Raw genomic sequence first — 15,882 nt, 5'->3', positions numbered from 1 at the left:
GCGGTGTAGGTTGCCAGACACGGACTGTTTCTTCATCACGACGAGGGGTTGGCCTTGAGCTTCCGGACCCCAGGAGCCGGCGGCGGGGCGATGCGCGTGCCCCGCCGACCGCGACTGCTTCTGCCTGTCGCGATCGCCCTCGTGGCGATTGTGGCGCTCTTTTTCCTATTTTCCGGGATTTATACCGACTATCTATGGTTTAAGGCGATCGACTACACGGCGGTCTTCTCCGGCGTGCTGCTGACCCAGGTCGTGCTGTTCCTCATCGGAGCGGTGCTCATGGTCGGCATCGTGGGCGGCAACATCCTGCTCGCCTACCGGACCCGCCCGATGTTCGGGCCCGCCGTCTTCGGCGGCAGCAGCGGCGCCGACCGCTACCGCCAGGCGCTCGATCCGCACCGCAAGCTGATCTTCATCGTCGGGCTGGCGCTGCTCGCGCTCTTCGCCGGGTCCTCCACCGCCGGGCAGTGGCCGACGTGGATGCAGTTCGTCAACGCCCAGCCGTTCGGGATCAACGACGCCGAGTTCCAGCGGGACATCTCGTTCTTCATGTTCGAGCTCCCGTTCATCCGGCTGCTGCTGAACTTCATGTTCACCGCCGTGATCATCTCGGCGATCCTGGCGGCGGTCACCCACTACCTGTACGGCGGATTCCGGCTGCAGTCGCCCGGCGTGCACGCCTCCAAAGCCGCCCGCGTCCACCTGTCGGTCCTTCTCGGCGTCTTCGTGCTGCTCAAGGCCATCGCCTACTGGTACGACAAGTACTTCCTGGTCTTCTCCGACCGGGGCTTCGTCCACGGCGCCTCGTACACCGACATCAACGCGGTGCTGCCCGCCAAGAACATCCTCGCGTTCATCGCCCTGATCTGCGCCCTGCTGTTCTTCGCGGGCGTCATCCGGCCCGGCGGCATGCTGCCCGGGGTCGCGTTCGGCCTGCTCGCGCTCTCGGCGGTGCTGATCGGCGGCGTCTACCCGATGCTGGTCGAGCAGTTCCAGGTCAGGCCCAACCAGCAGGCCAAGGAGTCCGACTACATCGGCCGCAACATCGAGGCGACACGTCACGCGTACGCCGTGCATGATGCCAAGGTCGAGCCGTACAGCGCCGTCGCCGACCCGAGCCAGGTGCAGCAGAACGCCGCCGGCGACGCCTCCGTCACCGGTGTCCGCCTGCTCGACCCCGCGCTCGTGTCCGCCACCTACGAGCAGACCCAGCGCATCCGGGGCTTCTACAACTTCGCCGACCAGCTCGACGTCGACCGCTACCCCGACGAGAACGGCAACCTCGTCGACCACATCGTGGCCGTCCGCGAGCTGACCGGGCCGCCCGAGGGCCAGAACAACTGGATCAACCGCCACCTGGTCTACACCCACGGCTACGGCTTCGTGGCCGCGCCGGGCAACCGGGTCGACTCCAGCGGCCTGCCCGCCTACGACGCCAAGGACATGCCGGTCACCGGCCCCCTGGTGGAACGGACCGGCCTCAAGGAGTCCCGCATCTACTACGGCGAGACCAGCGGAGCCCAGTACGTCATCGCCGGCGGCAACCCCGAGCGCCCGCAGGAACTCGACTACCCGGAGACCGGCGGCACCGGCCAGAAGAACACCACCTACACCGGCAAGGGCGGTGTCCCGGTCGGCTCGTTCATCAACAGGCTGTTCTACGCCGCCAAGTACGGCGAAGTGAACATCATGCTGTCCGGCGACATCAACGAGAACTCCAAGATCCTGTACGAGCGCAGCCCGCGTGACCGGATCGCCAAGGTCGCCCCGTTCCTGACGCTCGACTCCGACCCGTACCCCGCCGTCATCGACGGCCGGGTCACCTGGATCGTCGACGCCTACACCACGTCCAACGCGTACCCGTACTCGCAGAGCGAGAGCCTGCAGGAGATGACCCGCGACACGGCCACCGACCGGTCCCGGGTGATCGCCCAGCAGCCGCAGGACGAGGTCAACTACATGCGCAACTCCGTCAAGGCCACGGTCGACGCCTACGACGGCACCGTCACGCTCTACGCCTGGGACCCGGACGACCCGGTGCTCAAGACCTGGAGCAAGGCGTTCCCCGGCATCATCGCGCCGAAGTCGGAGATGAGCGAGGAGCTCCTCGCGCACGTCCGCTACCCGGAAGACCTGTTCAAGGTGCAGCGCTACATCCTGTCGCGCTACCACATCACCGACGCTGCGGCCTTCTACAGCGGCCAGGACTTCTGGAACGTCCCGAACGACCCGTCGCAGGGCGATGCGAACGTCAAGCAGCCGCCGTACTACCTCACCACCACGATGCCGGGCGGCAAGCCGACGTTCTCGCTGACCACCACGTTCGTGCCGAGGCAGGGCCCGAACCTGGCGGCGTTCATGGCGGTCGACTCCACAGCCAGCGAGAACTACGGCAAGCTGCGCATCCTGCGGATGCCGGCCAACACCCCGATCCCCGGCCCCGGGCAGGCGCAGAACGCCTTCCAGAGCCGGTTCGCGGGTGAGCTGAACCTGCTGGGCGTCGGCGCGTCCTCCGTCCGGTACGGAAACCTGCTGACGCTGCCGTACGCGGGCGGGCTCGTCTACATCGAACCCGTCTACATCCAGGTGGCGGCGGGCGGCGGCCAGGAGCCGTACCCGATCCTGCAGCGCGTCCTGGTCTCGTTCGGCAGCGAGATCGGTGTGGCCCGCACCCTCGACGAGGCGCTGGCCCAGGTCTTCGGCAAGGAACAGACCACCGACAACCAGCAGCAACAGCAGGAACAGCAGACCGAGCAGAACCAGCAGCAGCAGGAGACTTCCGCGCTGCAGACGGCGATCAACGAGGCCCAGCAGGCCTACGACGACGCCACCAAGGCCCTGCAGAGCGACCCGCCCAACTGGGAGGAGTTCGGCAAGGCCCAGCAGCGCCTCGACGAGGCTCTGGAGAAGCTGCGCACGGCCGGGGTCCAGGCCCCGGTCACGCCCACGCCCACGCCCAGCCCGACGGGGTCACCCGAGCCGACGGAGTCGCCCACGCCGACGCCGTCCGGGTCGCCTGAGGGAGGGTAGGAGCTCCCCGATTTGCACAAGCCCCGCACCACCGGTAGTCTTTAGACACACACCGACGCGGGGTGGAGCAGTTCGGTAGCTCGCTGGGCTCATAACCCAGAGGTCGCAGGTTCAAATCCTGCCCCCGCTACCAGTACGAAAGGCCCTCCAGGGTTAGCCCTGGAGGGCCTTTCGCATGTTATCCGTGCTGCTCCTCGATCCAGCGGTCGACTTCCTCCTGACGCCGGCCGAACCGGGGGATCCGGAACTCCGCCGCCCGCGGGTCAGACGCCAGCAGCTCCTTGACGTCCGCGTTCCAGTTCTCCGCCATCTCGCCGACCATCTCCTGGAACTTGGCCTCCAGCCTGCCCCGCACGGCCAGCAGCACGAGAGCCGCGAACGGCCAGAGCCAGCTCCGCCCCCGCACCACCAGCGTGACCTTGACCCGCCACTTCCCGAAGCCCGCCGAGGACGGGCTGATCCGCAGGTTCCCCTGCATGTGGGCGTGGCGCAGCAGCACCGTCGCCGGCGCCTGCCCGCCGCCACCCGACGCCTGCCGCCACCACTGCCCGCAATCCAGCCGTGCGGCCCACGACACCTGCTGCAGCCGCTTCGCGCCGCTGTACGTGCCGCCGGTCACCACCGAGCGCAGCGCGTCGGGCCGGGACAGCTTCACCGTCCACGCCGTCTTGTCGCCTTCGGGATGCCACGTGGTGACGGCCGCGCTCACCTCGCCCCTGCGGTCCCACGAGGTGATCACCAGCTCGGTGGTCGTGCCGTCGCCGGTCTCGCCCTCCGGCGGGTCCGTGTGCTGCTGATACTTGGCGCCGACGGTCAGATGGTCGCCCTCCACGAGGGCGACGTCGGCGAGTTCCTCGTCCCCCTCGATCCAGCCGTCCTCGTCCAGGGTCAGGTTCCCGGCGCGGTCCAGCAGCGCGCGCACGTACTCCTCGAACCAGTCACGCGGAACCGCCTCGACGAACGCTTGGGCATGTAAACGGGCCATATGCCCCATGATCCTCGCCGGAGCGCGGCGGCGTCCACACACGCCGGCGCCCTCCCGGGGTCCGTGCCGGGAGGGCGCCGATATGGGCATGGGGTCCTTACGCCATCAGCACCTCCTGCCACGATCCGGTCATGATGAGGTACGCGGACGCATCCGATCGAGTTCACCCGGATTCTCCGTCGTTTCTGAGCGCGCGCAGCACCGCGGCCTGCTCGACGGTCGCCCCCGTCGCCCTGGCCCGGGCGGCCTCTTCGGCCGAGAACCCCGCCACCACCCAGGCGGCGACCTCGTCACGGGGAATCCCGGCGTCCCACCACTCCCGCATCACCTCGTACGCGTCCAGCCCGGCGACCTCCCCCGGAGCGAACCCGAGCGCCCGCCACAGACCCGCCGCCCCCGGTTCGACCCCGGCGCTCGCCCACGGCACCGCGTCCGCCCCCGACCATCCGGCGTCCAGATAGGCACGCGCCGTCGCCGCGGGCACACCGCTCTCCAGCAGCGCCCGCATCGCGGCCCTCTCCTCGTCACCCAGCACACTCGCCCGCCGGGACCGCGACCGGAACAGATCACGCAACCGCCGCGGCCCCGGACGCTCCCCGGCCAGATGCCGCTCGGCCGCCTCAGCGGGCGCATAACCCAGCTCGCGCCAGCGCACCGCGTCCCCGGGCGTCATCCCCGCGCGCAGCAGAGACCCCACCGTGTACGGCGTCGAACCCGCCGTACGCCAGGCCAGAGCGTCATCCGGTGTGGAGACCCCACCGTCCCGCCACCGCTCCGCCTCCGCCACCTGAAAGCCCCACCCGATCCACCGCCGCGCCTCCCCGACGGTGAACCCCCGGGCCGTCCACTCGTACAACCCCTCGGGTTCCGGCTGATCAGCACAGGCAACAGTCATGACGTTCTCCTTTCTCAGGTAGGGAGAGAGACGGTGCGGGCCCAGGAGGGAGGTGGTTCGGTGCCGGTGAGCCCGACGAGGACGGGGACGGGCGGCCGATGCTCTGGCCAGGGGGTCTGCCCGTCGGTGAGGACGACGATCAGGTCGGGGCGCGGGCGCAGGGCCACGGCGGCGGCGATGCCCTCGCGCAGGTCCGTCCCGCCCCCGCCGGTCAGCTCGACCTCCTCAGCCCTCCGTACGGTCTGAACGGGATGCGCGTGCAGATCGCAGCAGATCACCCGAAACCGCCGCGCCGGGCCGCCCGCACGGGTCACGAGGGCCGTGATCTCGGCGAGGAACCTGGCCAGCGTCCCCGGCGGAATGCTCCCCGAGGTGTCGACGACCAGCACGATCTCCGGTGCCGGCGCCACCATCGCGGGCAGCACCACACCGTTCACCCCCGGACGCCGCGCGGGCCGGCGGTAGGAGAAGTCCACCCGCCCCGCCGCCTGCCGCACGCCACGCCGGACGACCGCGCCGAGCTGCGCCCGCCAATCGACCGCGGGCCGCAGCCGCTCCCCGGCCCAGCGCCGCCACCCGCCGCCGACCGGTGACCTCCCCGCGGCCCGGTTCTCGATCTCGCGGGCGATCGCGAGCTCCAGCAACTCGCGCTCGACCTCGTCCAGCCCCTCGCCCGCACCGGAGTCCTCGTACGGGCGCTCCACCCCGTCAGAGGCGCTACCGCAGTCGATCAGCTCGGCGAGCGGCCGGCCACCCCGGCGGTGGGCGGCGTCCAGGACCTCGATCAGCGACAGGTACTCCTCCGCCATCCGCCCCTCCGGCAGCCCGAGCGCCCGCGGCGACACCACCCCGGCAGGCGCCCCAGCTTCGAGATCGTCGTTTACCTCGGCATCGGCGGCCTGCGCCCAATGCGGCGACGACACCGGGGCCCGAGCCGCATGCCGCCGCACCAGATGACCGATGTGATGCAGCAGCCACCACCCGACCTCCTCAGCCGACGTGTTCAGAGCCGTCCCCGGATCCAGATAGACCTGCCACCGCGTATCAGCAGGAAAAGCCCGGAACTCCGCATCGGCGACCAGTTCCCCGCTCACCTCGTCCACCCGCGGCTCCAGCACAACCGGCCGCAACGCGAACAACGCGCTGGCCAGATAGGGCGCCCGCCCTGCGGCCCAAACCCGCCCCTCAGCGAACCGCCGCAACACCTCGTCCTTCATGACCTGCCCCCTGGCGTCGGCAGCCTCTCTGCTCGTACCTCGGCCGCCGTGCCATACATGGGGGAGCGCAGGACCACGGACCTCGTGGAAGCGGTCATGGCATGAATCCGGCGGAGCGGAGGATCGGGGCGAGGTCGAGGAGGGCGGGGGGAAGGTTCGCGTCGGGTGGCCGGTTGGCGGCGAGGGTGCGGGCTGAGGCGGCGGCGACGTCGGGTGTGGTCGTGGAGACTCGGCCGATGACCGTCCAGGCGCGTTCCCAGGCGGTGGCGCTGCCGTCGGCGATGACGTGTGCGACGAGTCCGCCGAGCAGGGCGTGCAGCCGGTCGGCCCGGTCGGGGAGCGGGGTGGCCGGGTCTCGCAGGAGTATCTCGGGGTCGGGCAGGTCCAGGGTGCGCAGCCAGGACAGCAGCTCGAATCCGGCCGCCTCGCCGACAGCGCCCACGATCAGCGCGGTGAGAGGGGAAGCCGAGGCGGACGGGTTGGCTTCGGCGGTGGCCAGGGCGATGGCGGCCATCTCCCAGGTGCGCGGGCTCGGCCAGCTCCGGCCCGCCTGCTCGGGCGTACCGGGAACGGCGAGCACCAGCTCGGGCCTGATCCGGAGAAAGGCACCGACCCGGGCCTTCGCCGCAGAGACCTGAGCCGACGTCGGCGGGACAAGGCGGACGGTGTCCGGGGCAGGGAAGCCGTGGGTCAGGCCGTCGGCCACGTCGACGGCCGAGACCTGCCAGTCCAGGTGGATGAGGCGGTTCGCGAGCGGGGCGGACAGCTCCCAGCCGTCCGCGGCCAGGCCCGGCGGGTTGGCGGCGGCGACGATCCGTACTCCTGGAGGGAGTACGAGGTCGCCCACGGTCCGTTCCAGCACCACCCGCAGCATGGCCGCCTGCACGGCCGGGGGCGCGGTCGTCAGCTCGTCCAGGAACAGCAGTCCCGATCCGGCGGAGGCCAGCCGTTCCGCCCAGCGCGGCGGCGCGAACCAGGTGCCCTGGTCGCGGACGACCGGCAGCCCGGCGAAGTCGCTGGGTTCGCGGACCGAGCCGACGACCACCTCCACCGGTTGCCCGAGCTGCCGCCCGAGCGCGACGACGGCGGAGGTCTTGCCGGTGCCGGGCGCTCCCCACAGCAGGACGGGGAGGTCCGCCTGTACGGCCAGGGCGAGGGCGGTACGCACGGTGTCGTTCTTCATAATGCGTCAACCGTAGTTGACGCACAGCATCGAAGTCAACAAAGGTTGACGGGCGCGACCATGTATGACTGGACCATGAACGCTCGCTATGACGGCCTGGCCGAGTGGTACGACGAGTTCAACGCCCAGGGCGCCGCCGGCAACGCGCCCGAGCTGGCCGACCTGCTCGGCCCCGGCGACGGCCTCTGCCTGGACCTGGGCTGCGGAACCGGCCAGTACCTCGACGTGATCCGCTCCACCGGCAGGACGGTGGTCGGCCTTGACCGCTCCGCCGACCAGTTACGCCTCGCGCGAAGAAGAGACCCCGCCCCCCTGCTCCAGGGCGACGGCCACACGCTCCCGTTCCGCGACCAAGTGTTCGGGACCGTCACCGCGCTCTGGGTCTCCACCGACATCCCCGACTTCGCCGCGCTGACGAAGGAGGCCGCCCGGGTGCTGCGCCCGGGCGGCCTCCTGCTGTTCTACGGGGTGCACCCCTGCTTCAACGGCCCGCACATCGAGAACCGCGGCGACGGCGCCGTGATCATCCACCCCACGTACCGCAGGGCGGGATGGCACCCCAAGAGCCCCTGGTGGCGGGAGGGCGGCATCAGGGACCGGTTCGGCATGAGCCACGTCCCGCTGCCCGATCTGGTCAACGCCTTCATCGACGCCGGACTGGTGATCGAGCGAATGACGGAGCCGCGTGACCATCCCGTCCCTGTGGCGCTGGCTGTCCGGGCGATCAGGCCAGCGTGAGGCCCTAGGCGGGATGGATCATGACAAAAGGTTGTAAATGCAAGTTTGTGGCGGATTGGATATCAGAATCTCAACTTTTGTTACGCCGGGTTGTAGCCCGTGACCCTCAGCGGCATAGTGGGGCAAATCACAGCGCGCATCCGTCGCGGTAGTGCTCCCCAGGCGCTCACCGTCCCTCCGGCATCGAACTAGGCGCAGGTAAACGCGCGGATTGGATGAAGCGTATGAAAACCGCCCCGCCGATCCGTGCCAAGATCCTGCGCATCCTCATCGTCCCCCTGGTCTCGCTGGCCGTCCTGTGGGGGTACATCGCGTACACCATGGTGGGCGAGACCTCCGGGTTCGTGACTAGCCGCAGCGAGTGGGACGCCATCGGCGTCCCCGCCCAGGACCTGATCGGCCACCTGCAGCGGGAGCGGCAGCTGACCGCCGAGGCCGCCGGGCACACGGCGGGCAACGGCCGGCTCGGCACCCAGCGGCAGCACACCGACCAGGCCGTGTCGCGCATCAGGGACGTCGCCGCCGCCATGCCCGATGACGTCAGCACCCCGCCCCAGGCGGTGCGCGATCTGCTCGACGAGCTCGACGGGCTGCCCGCCGTGCGCGCCGCCGCCGACCTGGACGAGGTGCCCGCGCTCGCCACCACCGAGAAGTTCAGCGCGATCATCACCGTCGCCAACCGCCAGTTCACCGGCACCGAGAGCGTCACCGCGGTGGACTCGTACCGGGTGCTGCGCGGCCTCGGCTACTACGGCGCCGTCGACGAGTACGTCGCCAGGGAGAACGCCATCCTCACCCCGGCGCTCGAACGCGGCCGGATGACCCGGGCCGAGCACGGGGCGTTCGTCGCGGCGATGTCCGCCCGCCGGGTCCAGCTCGCCAACGCCGAGCGCGACATGGGCCCCGAGCTGCGGGCCCGGCACGAGCGGCTGCTGGCCTCACCCGAGTATCAGCGGTTCGTGACCGCCGAGGACGCCGTCTTCCACTGGAACAAGACCGGCCAGCCGCCCGTCCTGGCCGAAGCGTGGCGGCGGGACGCGGGCGCGGTCCACCTCACGCTGAGCGACAACTACGCCTGGGAGCTCGCCCGCGCCACCGCCAAGGGCGAGGACCTGGTCATCTCCGGGCTCCTGCGCATCGCGCTCGTCGTCGGCCTGGGCCTGCTGGCCGTGGTGCTGTCGATCGTGCTCTCGTACCGGTTCGGCCGGTCGCTGGTCGAGGAGCTGAAGAAGCTGCGCGCCTCGGCCGTGGAACTGGCCGAGGTGCGGCTGCCCAAGCTGGTCGAGCGGCTGCGCAGGGGCGAGGACGTGGACCCGGCCGAGACGCCGGAGCTGGAGAGCGCCCGCACCGCGGAGGTGGAGGGGGTGGTGCGGGCGTTCTCGGCCGTGCAGCGCACCGCCGTCGAGGCCGCGGTCGGCCAGGCCACCCTGCGCAAGGGCGTCGGCCAGGTCTTCCTGAACCTGGCCCGCCGCAACCAGGCGCTGCTCCACCGCCAGCTCGCGCTGCTGGACACGATGGAGCGCAAGGCCGAGGACCCGGACACGCTGGAGGGCCTGTTCAAGCTCGACCACTTCACCACCCGCATGCGCCGCCACGCGGAGAATCTGATCATCCTGTCGGACGCCGCCCCGGCCCGCCGCTGGCGGGACCCGGTGCCGGTCTTCGACGTGGTCCGCAGCGCGGGCCTGGAGGTCGAGGACTACACCCGGGTCCGCGTCGAGCCGATGCCGGACGGGCCGCTGCTCGTGGGCGGCGCGGTGACCGACGTGATCCACCTGGTCGCCGAGCTGCTGGAGAACGCCACCGCGTTCTCCCCGCCCAACACCACCGTGCAGGTACGCGGGCTCACGGCGGCCAACGGGTTCGCCCTGGAGATCGAGGACCGGGGCCTGGGCATGAGCCCCGGCATCCTCGACGAGCTCAACGCCCAGCTCGCCACCCCGCCCGAGTTCGACCTGGCGCGCAGCGACCGGATGGGCGTCTTCGTGGTGTCCCGGCTGGCCGCGCGCCACGGCATCAAGGTCACGCTCCGCCCGTCCCCGTACGACGGCACGACCGCGATCGTGATGCTGCCGGCGAGCGTGCTCAGCGAGCGCGCGCCCGTCCCGCGGCAGCTCACCCACTCTCTGTTCGAGCCCGCTCCGGCGCCGCTCCCCCGGGAGCGCGCCCCCGTACGGTCGCTCGACCCGCCCACCGGACCGGTGCCGCAGCAGTCGGAGCCGGACGAGCTGGACGGCCTGCCGGTGCGGGTGCGCCAGGCGCATCTCGCACCACAACTACGGAGAACACGTCCGGAGCAGGAGCCCGACGTCTCCACCCGCGCACCGGAAGAGCTGTTCAGCATGATGACCTCCATGCAGGAGGGCTGGCGGCAGGCGCGCAGGGAGACCGAGGGCGGCTGTGACGTGCCGAACGAAAGGGATTCCCATGGCAGACGCGAGATCTGAGCTGAGCTGGCTGCTCGACGACCTGGCCAACCGGGTCGCCGGGGTGCGGCACGCGATCCTGCTGTCCGCCGACGGCCTCACCATGGGCGGCTCCCAGGGGCTGACCAGGGAGGACACCGAACACCTCGCGGCGATCGCGGCAGGCAGCCACAGCCTGGCGATGGGCGCGGGGCGGCACTTCGGCATGGGCGGCGTCCGCCAGACGATCATCGAGCTGGAGGGCGGCTTCCTGTTCGTCACCGCGGCCGGACAGGGTGCCCGGCTCGCCGTCCTGGCCGCGGGCGACTCCGAGCTGGGCCTGATCACGTACGAGATGGCCCTGCTCGTCCGCAGGGTGGGAGAGCACCTGACGGCGCTGCCGAGAGGTGCGGCGCCCGCGCCGGTGTGGAACGGGACGGCGCCGTGATCGAAGACGATCCCGGGCCGCTGATCAGGCTGTACGGGCTCACCGGCGGGCGGGCGAGACCGCAGGGCGAGGCCTTCGACCTGGTCGCCATCGTCGTCACGGTGCACCTGCCCCAGGAACCGTCCGTACTCAACCCGGAGCACCACCACATTCTGCACATCTGCCGCAAGCCGACCCCCGTGGCCGACGTCGCGGCCGGGCTCGGCCTGCCGCTCAACGTCACCCGCGTACTGCTCGGCGACCTGCGGCGCGAGGGGTACGTGAGCATCACCCCGCCGAAGCCCGCCAACCAGTCGATCGACGAACGTACCTACAGGGATGTACTGCATGGAATTCGCAGGCTTTGATCGCCCCCGGCCCTCCGGCGGGACGCTCACCGCGACCGCCCTGAAGATCCTGGTGGCCGGCGGCTTCGGCGTGGGAAAGACCACCATGGTGGGCACGATCAGTGAGATCCGCCCCCTGCACACCGAGGAACTCCTCAGCGACCGCGGCGTGGACGTCGACGACCTGTCCGGCATCGAGCGGAAGGTCGCCACCACCGTCGCCCTCGACTTCGGCCGCATCACCATCCGCCAGGATCTGTGGCTGTACCTCTTCGGCACGCCCGGCCAGGACCGGTTCTGGTTCATGTGGGACGAGCTGGCGCTCGGCGCGCTGGGCGCCGTCGTGCTCGCCGACACCCGCCGGCTGGCCGACTGCTTCCCCGCCGTCGACTACTTCGAGCAGCTCAAGCTGCCGTTCGTGGTCGCGGTCAACTGCTTCGACGGGGCCCGCCGGCACGATCCGGGGAAGGTGCGGCGGGCCGTCGGACTGGACGAGGTGACGCCGGTCATCATGTGCGACGCCCGCAACCGGTCGTCGGTCAAGGACGTGCTGACCACCCTCGTCACCCATGCGATGGAGGTCCGCTAGCCGGCGACGCAGGTGAGCGCGGGCGTGTCGGCCTCACCCGAGGCGAGGAAGCCGAACGTGGTGGTGGCGCCACCGCCGATCGTGCCGTTCCAGCCCAGGTTCTTGACGCTTACGGACGAGCCCGACTGAGTGTGGTCGCCGTTCCAGAGCTGGGAGATCGACTGCCCGCCGGACCACGACCAGTCGGTCCGCCAGCCGTTGAGGCTCGACGAGCCCGAGTTGCGGACGGTCACCTCGGCCTGGAAGCCGCCCTGCCAGCTGTTGACCACGGTCAGCGAGGCGGTGCAGCCGTCCTCCCCGGGCGGCGGGGTGACGGTCGGCGTCTGAGTCGGCGTCTGGCTCGGCTCACCGGCCGCGATGGCCATGTCGTAGGCGGCCTGCGGGACGAACTGGCCCGCGGTCGCGATGCAGCCGTCGGCCTCGCCGGGCGGCTTCACCCAGAGGAACGCGTCGATCATCGAGTCGCCGGTGTTCGTCGTGCTCCACGTGCCGGTGGCGCGGCCGGGCGGGTCGCACCACTCGCTGCCGGACGGGCCGTTGCCGTTGCGGCTGGTGTCGATCACGGCCCTCAGGCTGGAGTCGCCGGTCGCCGAGATGATGCTCTTCGCGTACGAGACGAGACCGGGAGTCGAGCGGTAGTTGGACGTGTTGATCGCGATGCCGTCGGCGCTGCCGGACACGTCGGCGCCGCGCAGCCGGTTCGCGGCCTCCCCGGCGGACAGCCAGGCGTCGTGCCCGATGTCGTAGTAGACCTTGACCTGCGACGAGGTCGACTTGAACTTCTTGCCCGCGTACGACATCGACGCCTGGACCTGGGCCTGCTCACTGGAGTTCATGCAGTTCGTCATGATGGCCAGGGCGTCCGGCTCCAGCACGATCGTGGCCGGACGGCCGCCGAGCCCGGCCGCGATCTCGTCGACCCAGGCCCGGTACGCGTTGTGGTCCGGCGCCCCGCCCGCGCTCGGGCCGCCGCAGTCGCGGTTGGGCATCGCGTACACGGCCATGATCGGGATCTTGCCCGCCGCCGCGGCGGCGCCCACGTACGCGTCGACCTGGCTGCGGACGGTCGACGGGTTGTACGTGGCGAACCAGCGGCCCTGCGGGACGGCGGCGATCCGGTCCCTGATGACCGCGGCGCGGCTGTCTCCGGGGTTGTCGGCCACCCACTTGGCGGCGTTCGACTGGGGGTCCACGTAGAAGGCGGAATCGGCGGCCTGGGCCGTGGTTGCCGTGAAGACGGCCGTTCCCGCTACGGCGGTCGCCACCGCGGCGATGAGGGTTGCCAGCACGGGTCTGCTGCGAGACATGGATACTCCGTCCTGAGGTGGGAGCAGCGTGGGAGCGCTCCCACGCATGGTAGGGAGCCGCCGCCCCAGCCCAGAAGCGCCGTCCACCCGTCCGGACGCAAAGCCACAGGCGGGAGGCCCGGCATCGGCTGAAACTTTCACTCAGGCGATACGACTGAACACGATCCCGCCGGCCGACCGGCCCGCTCTTGCTAGGGTCCGTGTGTGCGTGTCCCCGTGGCGGGTTCGACCGGCAGGATGCGATGGCTCTGGCCCGTGGCGCCGGCCACACTCGCGGCCCTTCTCACCCTCATCGGGATGGTCTTCCCCGGCGGCAGCCTTTATGTCCTGTCTTACGCGGCCCTGTTCTGGATCCTGGCACTGGCCGGGTGGCTCGTCGTGCTCTGCGTGCCCCGCTACCGCGAGAGCACGGCCATCCTGGTCCCGCCGCTCGTGGCCGCCCTCACGTACGCCGTCGTCGCGGCGGACCTGCCGATGCGCGCGGCGTTCGCCATGTCGGAGCCCGCGCTGACCGCCTACGTGCGCTCGCTGCCGCTCCACCCCGAGCACGTCACCGTGGGCGACGCCGAGAGCGGGCTCGGCGTCGAATGGGTGGGGCTCTTCCCCGTCGGCCGGGCCGTACGCCACCTCGACCGCGCCGACCTGGGAGTGGTCGGCTCGGGCGGCTGGTTCGAGTTCTGCGGCCTGACGTACGTGAGCGGGGAACGGCTGAAGGTCTACCGGTTCTCGTCCGTCGACCGGCTCTCCTCCCGGTGGTACGCCACCTGTGAGGACTTCTAGGGCCTGCGGCTGACCAGCAGATAGCGCCAGAAGAGGAGACGCCTGACGCGGGCGTCCGGTAGGAGACGGGCCGCGCCCTCCCGCACCTCGCCAAGGGTCATCGCCGGCGGCTTGACCGGCGCCCGTACCGGCGCTTGCGGGCGGCGGCTCAGCGCCAGGCGCGCCGCCGCGTTCACCGGGACCGCCGCCAGGCTGGTCAAGAAGTCGGACGGGGTGCTCTCCCGGTAGCAGCCGAGCACCGCGAGCACCCCGCCGGGCGCCGGCGCCCGATGCAGCCTGCGCACCGTCTCGAACGGCACGTGATGCAGGCTGGCCAGGCACGAGACGAAGTCGTAGTGGGCCTCGGGCAGATCCATCGTGGTGATGTCGGCGTGCCGGTACCGGACGCCCATCGCCGGCGGCGCCGCCTCGATGACCTCCCGCGCCGGATCGACCGCGTCCACGACCACGCCGCGGGCCGCCAGCCGGCGCGCGAACAGCCCGGTGCCGCAGCCCACGTCGAGCGCGGTGGCCGCGCCGCTGGGGACCTGGCGGAGCAGCAGGGGGTGGTAATGGTCGTTGTGATCGAAAGCCATGGGGCCGAGGGCGGTCCTACAGCTCGAAAGGCGGCGGCTCGTCCATCGGGTCGATGAAGGTGTCGGTCTCGCGATCGTCCTCCTCGCGCACCCAGCGGGAGATGCCGCGCGGGATCTCGTCGTCGATCTCCGCGATCAGGTGCCGCTGAGGGAACACGTCCTCGTACATCGAGGCCCACGACTGCTGCGGATCGTCCCCCAGGTCCTTGTTGATTTCGTACGGTTGCTCGCTCATGGAACTCACGCCTTGCCGAACATCTGGACCGTCTTCCTGGCGGCCCAGCCCAGCAGTGACAGGGCGACGATTATTTGGGTGACGCGGACCCAGACGGCGGAGTCCAGGTCCGCGTAGACCACCACGCCCAGCCAGGTCAGGCTGAACACGGCGACCAACGCGATGGCCGCCCAATTCATCCCTCTCTGCCACATATGCGCAGTCTTACAGTCGGCGCACCAAGCCCGGGTATGCCGCAGGTCACAGCCACGTCGTTCTCACTGACCCCGGCGGCGGTACCCCGGCTGTCAACGGTTCCCTAACCGTCGACGGTCCTCGCCTCAGCGGTGATTCTCGCGTCAGCAACCGTCGCCGACCCGGGAACCACCGCCGATTCGGGACCACCGCTCTCGCGGATCAGCGGCGCAGGGTGCGGGCCGGTCCGATGCAGCGGCGCAGGCGCACGGTGCCGCGGGGACGCGGCTTCGTCTGCCGCTCGGTGAGGCAGGCGAGCAGGGCGGCCGCCGCCTGGGCGTCCGACAGGACGCGGTGCACAGCCTCGCCGGGCCCAGGGAGCTGGCCGCGCTCGCCGAGCTCGTGCCTGACGAACGTCATCGGGTCCGGCGCGCCGGCGTACTCGGCGGCCACCGTCGCGCGGGCTGCGGTCAGCAGGCGCAGGTAGTGGGTCCGCAGCACCGCCTCGCGGATGCGGGACTGCTCCAGGTCGTCCACCAGAGTCCTGGCCACGTCCAGCAGGTCGCCCGCCCGGGTCGACGGGTCGGCCAGGAAGCCACGGATGTCGTCGAATTCAGAGCGGGTCATGGCGGACACCTCCGAGAGCGCTGTCTGAACCCTTCGTATCTGGGGGGTGTTGCGGACTAATTGCCGTTCGCTTGCCCCGAGCCGTGAGGGTTTGGGTGTCCTATGGAGAGGGAAGGAGTTGATGATTACCTCTGCGGGGCCGAGATGCCCGTGGAGGCTGCTACAGTTGCTCAGGCACGGGCGGCGCAGGGGCTCGCAAGAGTCACGAGAAGCCCGGCAGATCCCACTTCCTCACCGAACGTCCGGATGGTGCTTAGCTGTCCGGATCGGCTGGTAAGGTAGAGGGGTTGCCTCGGAAGCGGGGCGGTTGCCGATTCCAGCGGCTTGGCGGGGTTAGCGTCAATTTGACACAAACTCGGGCCGCGGGG

General features: G+C 70.6%; 16 protein-coding genes and 1 tRNA gene. 8 read left to right on the top strand and 9 right to left on the bottom strand.

All coding sequences use genetic code 11. The annotated features are described in order from the left end of the window. Positions 1 to 90 precede the first annotated feature (90 nt). Both AB0J42_RS21645 and AB0J42_RS21640 read left to right on the top strand, forming a co-directional pair. Complete coding sequence (locus tag AB0J42_RS21645) at positions 91 to 3,030, top strand: UPF0182 family protein (RefSeq protein ID WP_364297248.1); 2,940 nt, start codon at positions 91 to 93, stop codon at positions 3,028 to 3,030. Between the two features lie 56 nt (positions 3,031 to 3,086). Continuing rightward, positions 3,087 to 3,163, top strand: a tRNA-Met gene (locus tag AB0J42_RS21640). A 45-nt stretch (positions 3,164 to 3,208) separates the two neighbouring features. Here AB0J42_RS21640 and AB0J42_RS21635 read toward each other — a convergent pair. The 4 genes from AB0J42_RS21635 to AB0J42_RS21620 all read right to left on the bottom strand — a co-directional run bounded on the left by AB0J42_RS21635 (position 3,209) and on the right by AB0J42_RS21620 (position 7,310). After that, positions 3,209 to 4,015 (bottom strand): hypothetical protein, encoded by an 807-nt coding sequence (locus tag AB0J42_RS21635; RefSeq protein WP_364297037.1) that lies wholly within the window; start codon positions 4,013 to 4,015, stop codon positions 3,209 to 3,211. Between the two features lie 163 nt (positions 4,016 to 4,178). After that, positions 4,179 to 4,910, bottom strand: a complete 732-nt coding sequence (locus tag AB0J42_RS21630) for a hypothetical protein (RefSeq protein WP_364297035.1) — start codon at positions 4,908 to 4,910, stop codon at positions 4,179 to 4,181. Between the two features lie 14 nt (positions 4,911 to 4,924). Next, positions 4,925 to 6,127, bottom strand: a complete 1,203-nt coding sequence (locus AB0J42_RS21625; RefSeq protein WP_364297034.1) for a VWA-like domain-containing protein — start codon at positions 6,125 to 6,127, stop codon at positions 4,925 to 4,927. 94 nt (positions 6,128 to 6,221) lie between these two features. Beyond that, positions 6,222 to 7,310 carry an ATP-binding protein gene (locus tag AB0J42_RS21620; protein WP_364297032.1) on the bottom strand — a complete coding sequence of 363 codons (1,089 nt, stop codon included), beginning with the start codon at positions 7,308 to 7,310 and terminating at the stop codon, positions 6,222 to 6,224. Between the two features lie 75 nt (positions 7,311 to 7,385). Between AB0J42_RS21620 and AB0J42_RS21615 the strand changes: the two genes are divergently transcribed. The 5 genes from AB0J42_RS21615 to AB0J42_RS21595 all read left to right on the top strand — a co-directional run bounded on the left by AB0J42_RS21615 (position 7,386) and on the right by AB0J42_RS21595 (position 11,816). Then, positions 7,386 to 8,048, top strand: coding sequence for a class I SAM-dependent methyltransferase (locus AB0J42_RS21615; protein ID WP_364297030.1), 663 nt, complete (start codon positions 7,386 to 7,388; stop codon positions 8,046 to 8,048). 224 nt (positions 8,049 to 8,272) lie between these two features. Continuing rightward, positions 8,273 to 10,495, top strand: a complete 2,223-nt coding sequence (locus AB0J42_RS21610) for a nitrate- and nitrite sensing domain-containing protein (RefSeq protein ID WP_364297028.1) — start codon at positions 8,273 to 8,275, stop codon at positions 10,493 to 10,495. Beyond that, the gene (locus AB0J42_RS21605) at positions 10,476 to 10,901 is read left to right on the top strand and encodes a roadblock/LC7 domain-containing protein (protein ID WP_364297026.1); all 426 of its coding nucleotides are present in this window, start codon (positions 10,476 to 10,478) and stop codon (positions 10,899 to 10,901) included. The genes AB0J42_RS21610 and AB0J42_RS21605 overlap by 20 nt, the downstream gene beginning before the upstream one ends. Next, positions 10,898 to 11,248, top strand: coding sequence for a DUF742 domain-containing protein (locus AB0J42_RS21600; RefSeq protein WP_364297024.1), 351 nt, complete (start codon positions 10,898 to 10,900; stop codon positions 11,246 to 11,248). Before AB0J42_RS21605 ends, AB0J42_RS21600 begins: the two co-directional genes overlap by 4 nt. Next, the gene (locus AB0J42_RS21595; RefSeq protein WP_364297022.1) at positions 11,229 to 11,816 is read left to right on the top strand and encodes an ATP/GTP-binding protein; all 588 of its coding nucleotides are present in this window, start codon (positions 11,229 to 11,231) and stop codon (positions 11,814 to 11,816) included. Before AB0J42_RS21600 ends, AB0J42_RS21595 begins: the two co-directional genes overlap by 20 nt. Here the strand turns inward: AB0J42_RS21595 and AB0J42_RS21590 are convergent. Continuing rightward, positions 11,813 to 13,123, bottom strand: a complete 1,311-nt coding sequence (locus AB0J42_RS21590; protein WP_364297020.1) for a glycoside hydrolase family 6 protein — start codon at positions 13,121 to 13,123, stop codon at positions 11,813 to 11,815. The genes AB0J42_RS21595 and AB0J42_RS21590 overlap by 4 nt on opposite strands. 204 nt (positions 13,124 to 13,327) lie before the next feature. On the opposite strand from AB0J42_RS21590, the gene AB0J42_RS21585 reads away from it, so the two are divergent. Then, entirely contained in the window at positions 13,328 to 13,903 is a 576-nt protein-coding gene (locus AB0J42_RS21585; RefSeq protein WP_364297018.1) for a hypothetical protein, read from the top strand. Here the strand turns inward: AB0J42_RS21585 and AB0J42_RS21580 are convergent. From AB0J42_RS21580 to AB0J42_RS21565, 4 genes are all read right to left on the bottom strand, one after another. Beyond that, complete coding sequence (locus tag AB0J42_RS21580; RefSeq protein WP_364297016.1) at positions 13,900 to 14,478, bottom strand: class I SAM-dependent methyltransferase; 579 nt, start codon at positions 14,476 to 14,478, stop codon at positions 13,900 to 13,902. The two genes, AB0J42_RS21585 and AB0J42_RS21580, sit on opposite strands and share 4 nt — an antisense overlap. A gap of 16 nt (positions 14,479 to 14,494) precedes the next feature. Beyond that, positions 14,495 to 14,713 (bottom strand): hypothetical protein, encoded by a 219-nt coding sequence (locus tag AB0J42_RS21575; RefSeq protein WP_364297014.1) that lies wholly within the window; start codon positions 14,711 to 14,713, stop codon positions 14,495 to 14,497. Positions 14,714 to 14,718: 5 nt separating this feature from the next. Beyond that, on the bottom strand, positions 14,719 to 14,907 hold the full coding sequence (locus AB0J42_RS21570; RefSeq protein WP_364297012.1) for a hypothetical protein: 189 nt from the start codon (positions 14,905 to 14,907) through the stop codon (positions 14,719 to 14,721). A gap of 202 nt (positions 14,908 to 15,109) precedes the next feature. Next, entirely contained in the window at positions 15,110 to 15,514 is a 405-nt protein-coding gene (locus AB0J42_RS21565) for a hypothetical protein (RefSeq protein ID WP_364297010.1), read from the bottom strand. Positions 15,515 to 15,882: the final 368 nt, after the last annotated feature.

Origin of the sequence: Nonomuraea sp. NPDC049649 (genome assembly GCF_040675175.1) — a bacterium.
Classification (GTDB): Bacteria; Actinomycetota; Actinomycetes; order Streptosporangiales; family Streptosporangiaceae; genus Nonomuraea.
This window is presented reverse-complemented; position numbering and strand designations above follow the sequence as displayed.

What these genes read in the sequence shown, in the direction of transcription:
- AB0J42_RS21645 (WP_364297248.1), top strand. Translation starts at nt 91, where the DNA reads ATGCGCGTGCCCCGCCGACCGCGACTGCTTCTGCCTGTCGCGATCGCC.
- AB0J42_RS21635 (WP_364297037.1), bottom strand. Translation starts at nt 4,015, where the DNA reads ATGGCCCGTTTACATGCCCAAGCGTTCGTCGAGGCGGTTCCGCGTGAC.
- AB0J42_RS21630 (WP_364297035.1), bottom strand. Translation starts at nt 4,910, where the DNA reads ATGACTGTTGCCTGTGCTGATCAGCCGGAACCCGAGGGGTTGTACGAG.
- AB0J42_RS21625 (WP_364297034.1), bottom strand. Translation starts at nt 6,127, where the DNA reads ATGAAGGACGAGGTGTTGCGGCGGTTCGCTGAGGGGCGGGTTTGGGCC.
- AB0J42_RS21620 (WP_364297032.1), bottom strand. Translation starts at nt 7,310, where the DNA reads ATGAAGAACGACACCGTGCGTACCGCCCTCGCCCTGGCCGTACAGGCG.
- AB0J42_RS21615 (WP_364297030.1), top strand. Translation starts at nt 7,386, where the DNA reads ATGAACGCTCGCTATGACGGCCTGGCCGAGTGGTACGACGAGTTCAAC.
- AB0J42_RS21610 (WP_364297028.1), top strand. Translation starts at nt 8,273, where the DNA reads ATGAAAACCGCCCCGCCGATCCGTGCCAAGATCCTGCGCATCCTCATC.
- AB0J42_RS21605 (WP_364297026.1), top strand. Translation starts at nt 10,476, where the DNA reads ATGGCAGACGCGAGATCTGAGCTGAGCTGGCTGCTCGACGACCTGGCC.
- AB0J42_RS21595 (WP_364297022.1), top strand. Translation starts at nt 11,229, where the DNA reads ATGGAATTCGCAGGCTTTGATCGCCCCCGGCCCTCCGGCGGGACGCTC.
- AB0J42_RS21590 (WP_364297020.1), bottom strand. Translation starts at nt 13,123, where the DNA reads ATGTCTCGCAGCAGACCCGTGCTGGCAACCCTCATCGCCGCGGTGGCG.
- AB0J42_RS21580 (WP_364297016.1), bottom strand. Translation starts at nt 14,478, where the DNA reads ATGGCTTTCGATCACAACGACCATTACCACCCCCTGCTGCTCCGCCAG.
- AB0J42_RS21575 (WP_364297014.1), bottom strand. Translation starts at nt 14,713, where the DNA reads ATGAGCGAGCAACCGTACGAAATCAACAAGGACCTGGGGGACGATCCG.
- AB0J42_RS21570 (WP_364297012.1), bottom strand. Translation starts at nt 14,907, where the DNA reads ATGTGGCAGAGAGGGATGAATTGGGCGGCCATCGCGTTGGTCGCCGTG.
- AB0J42_RS21565 (WP_364297010.1), bottom strand. Translation starts at nt 15,514, where the DNA reads ATGACCCGCTCTGAATTCGACGACATCCGTGGCTTCCTGGCCGACCCG.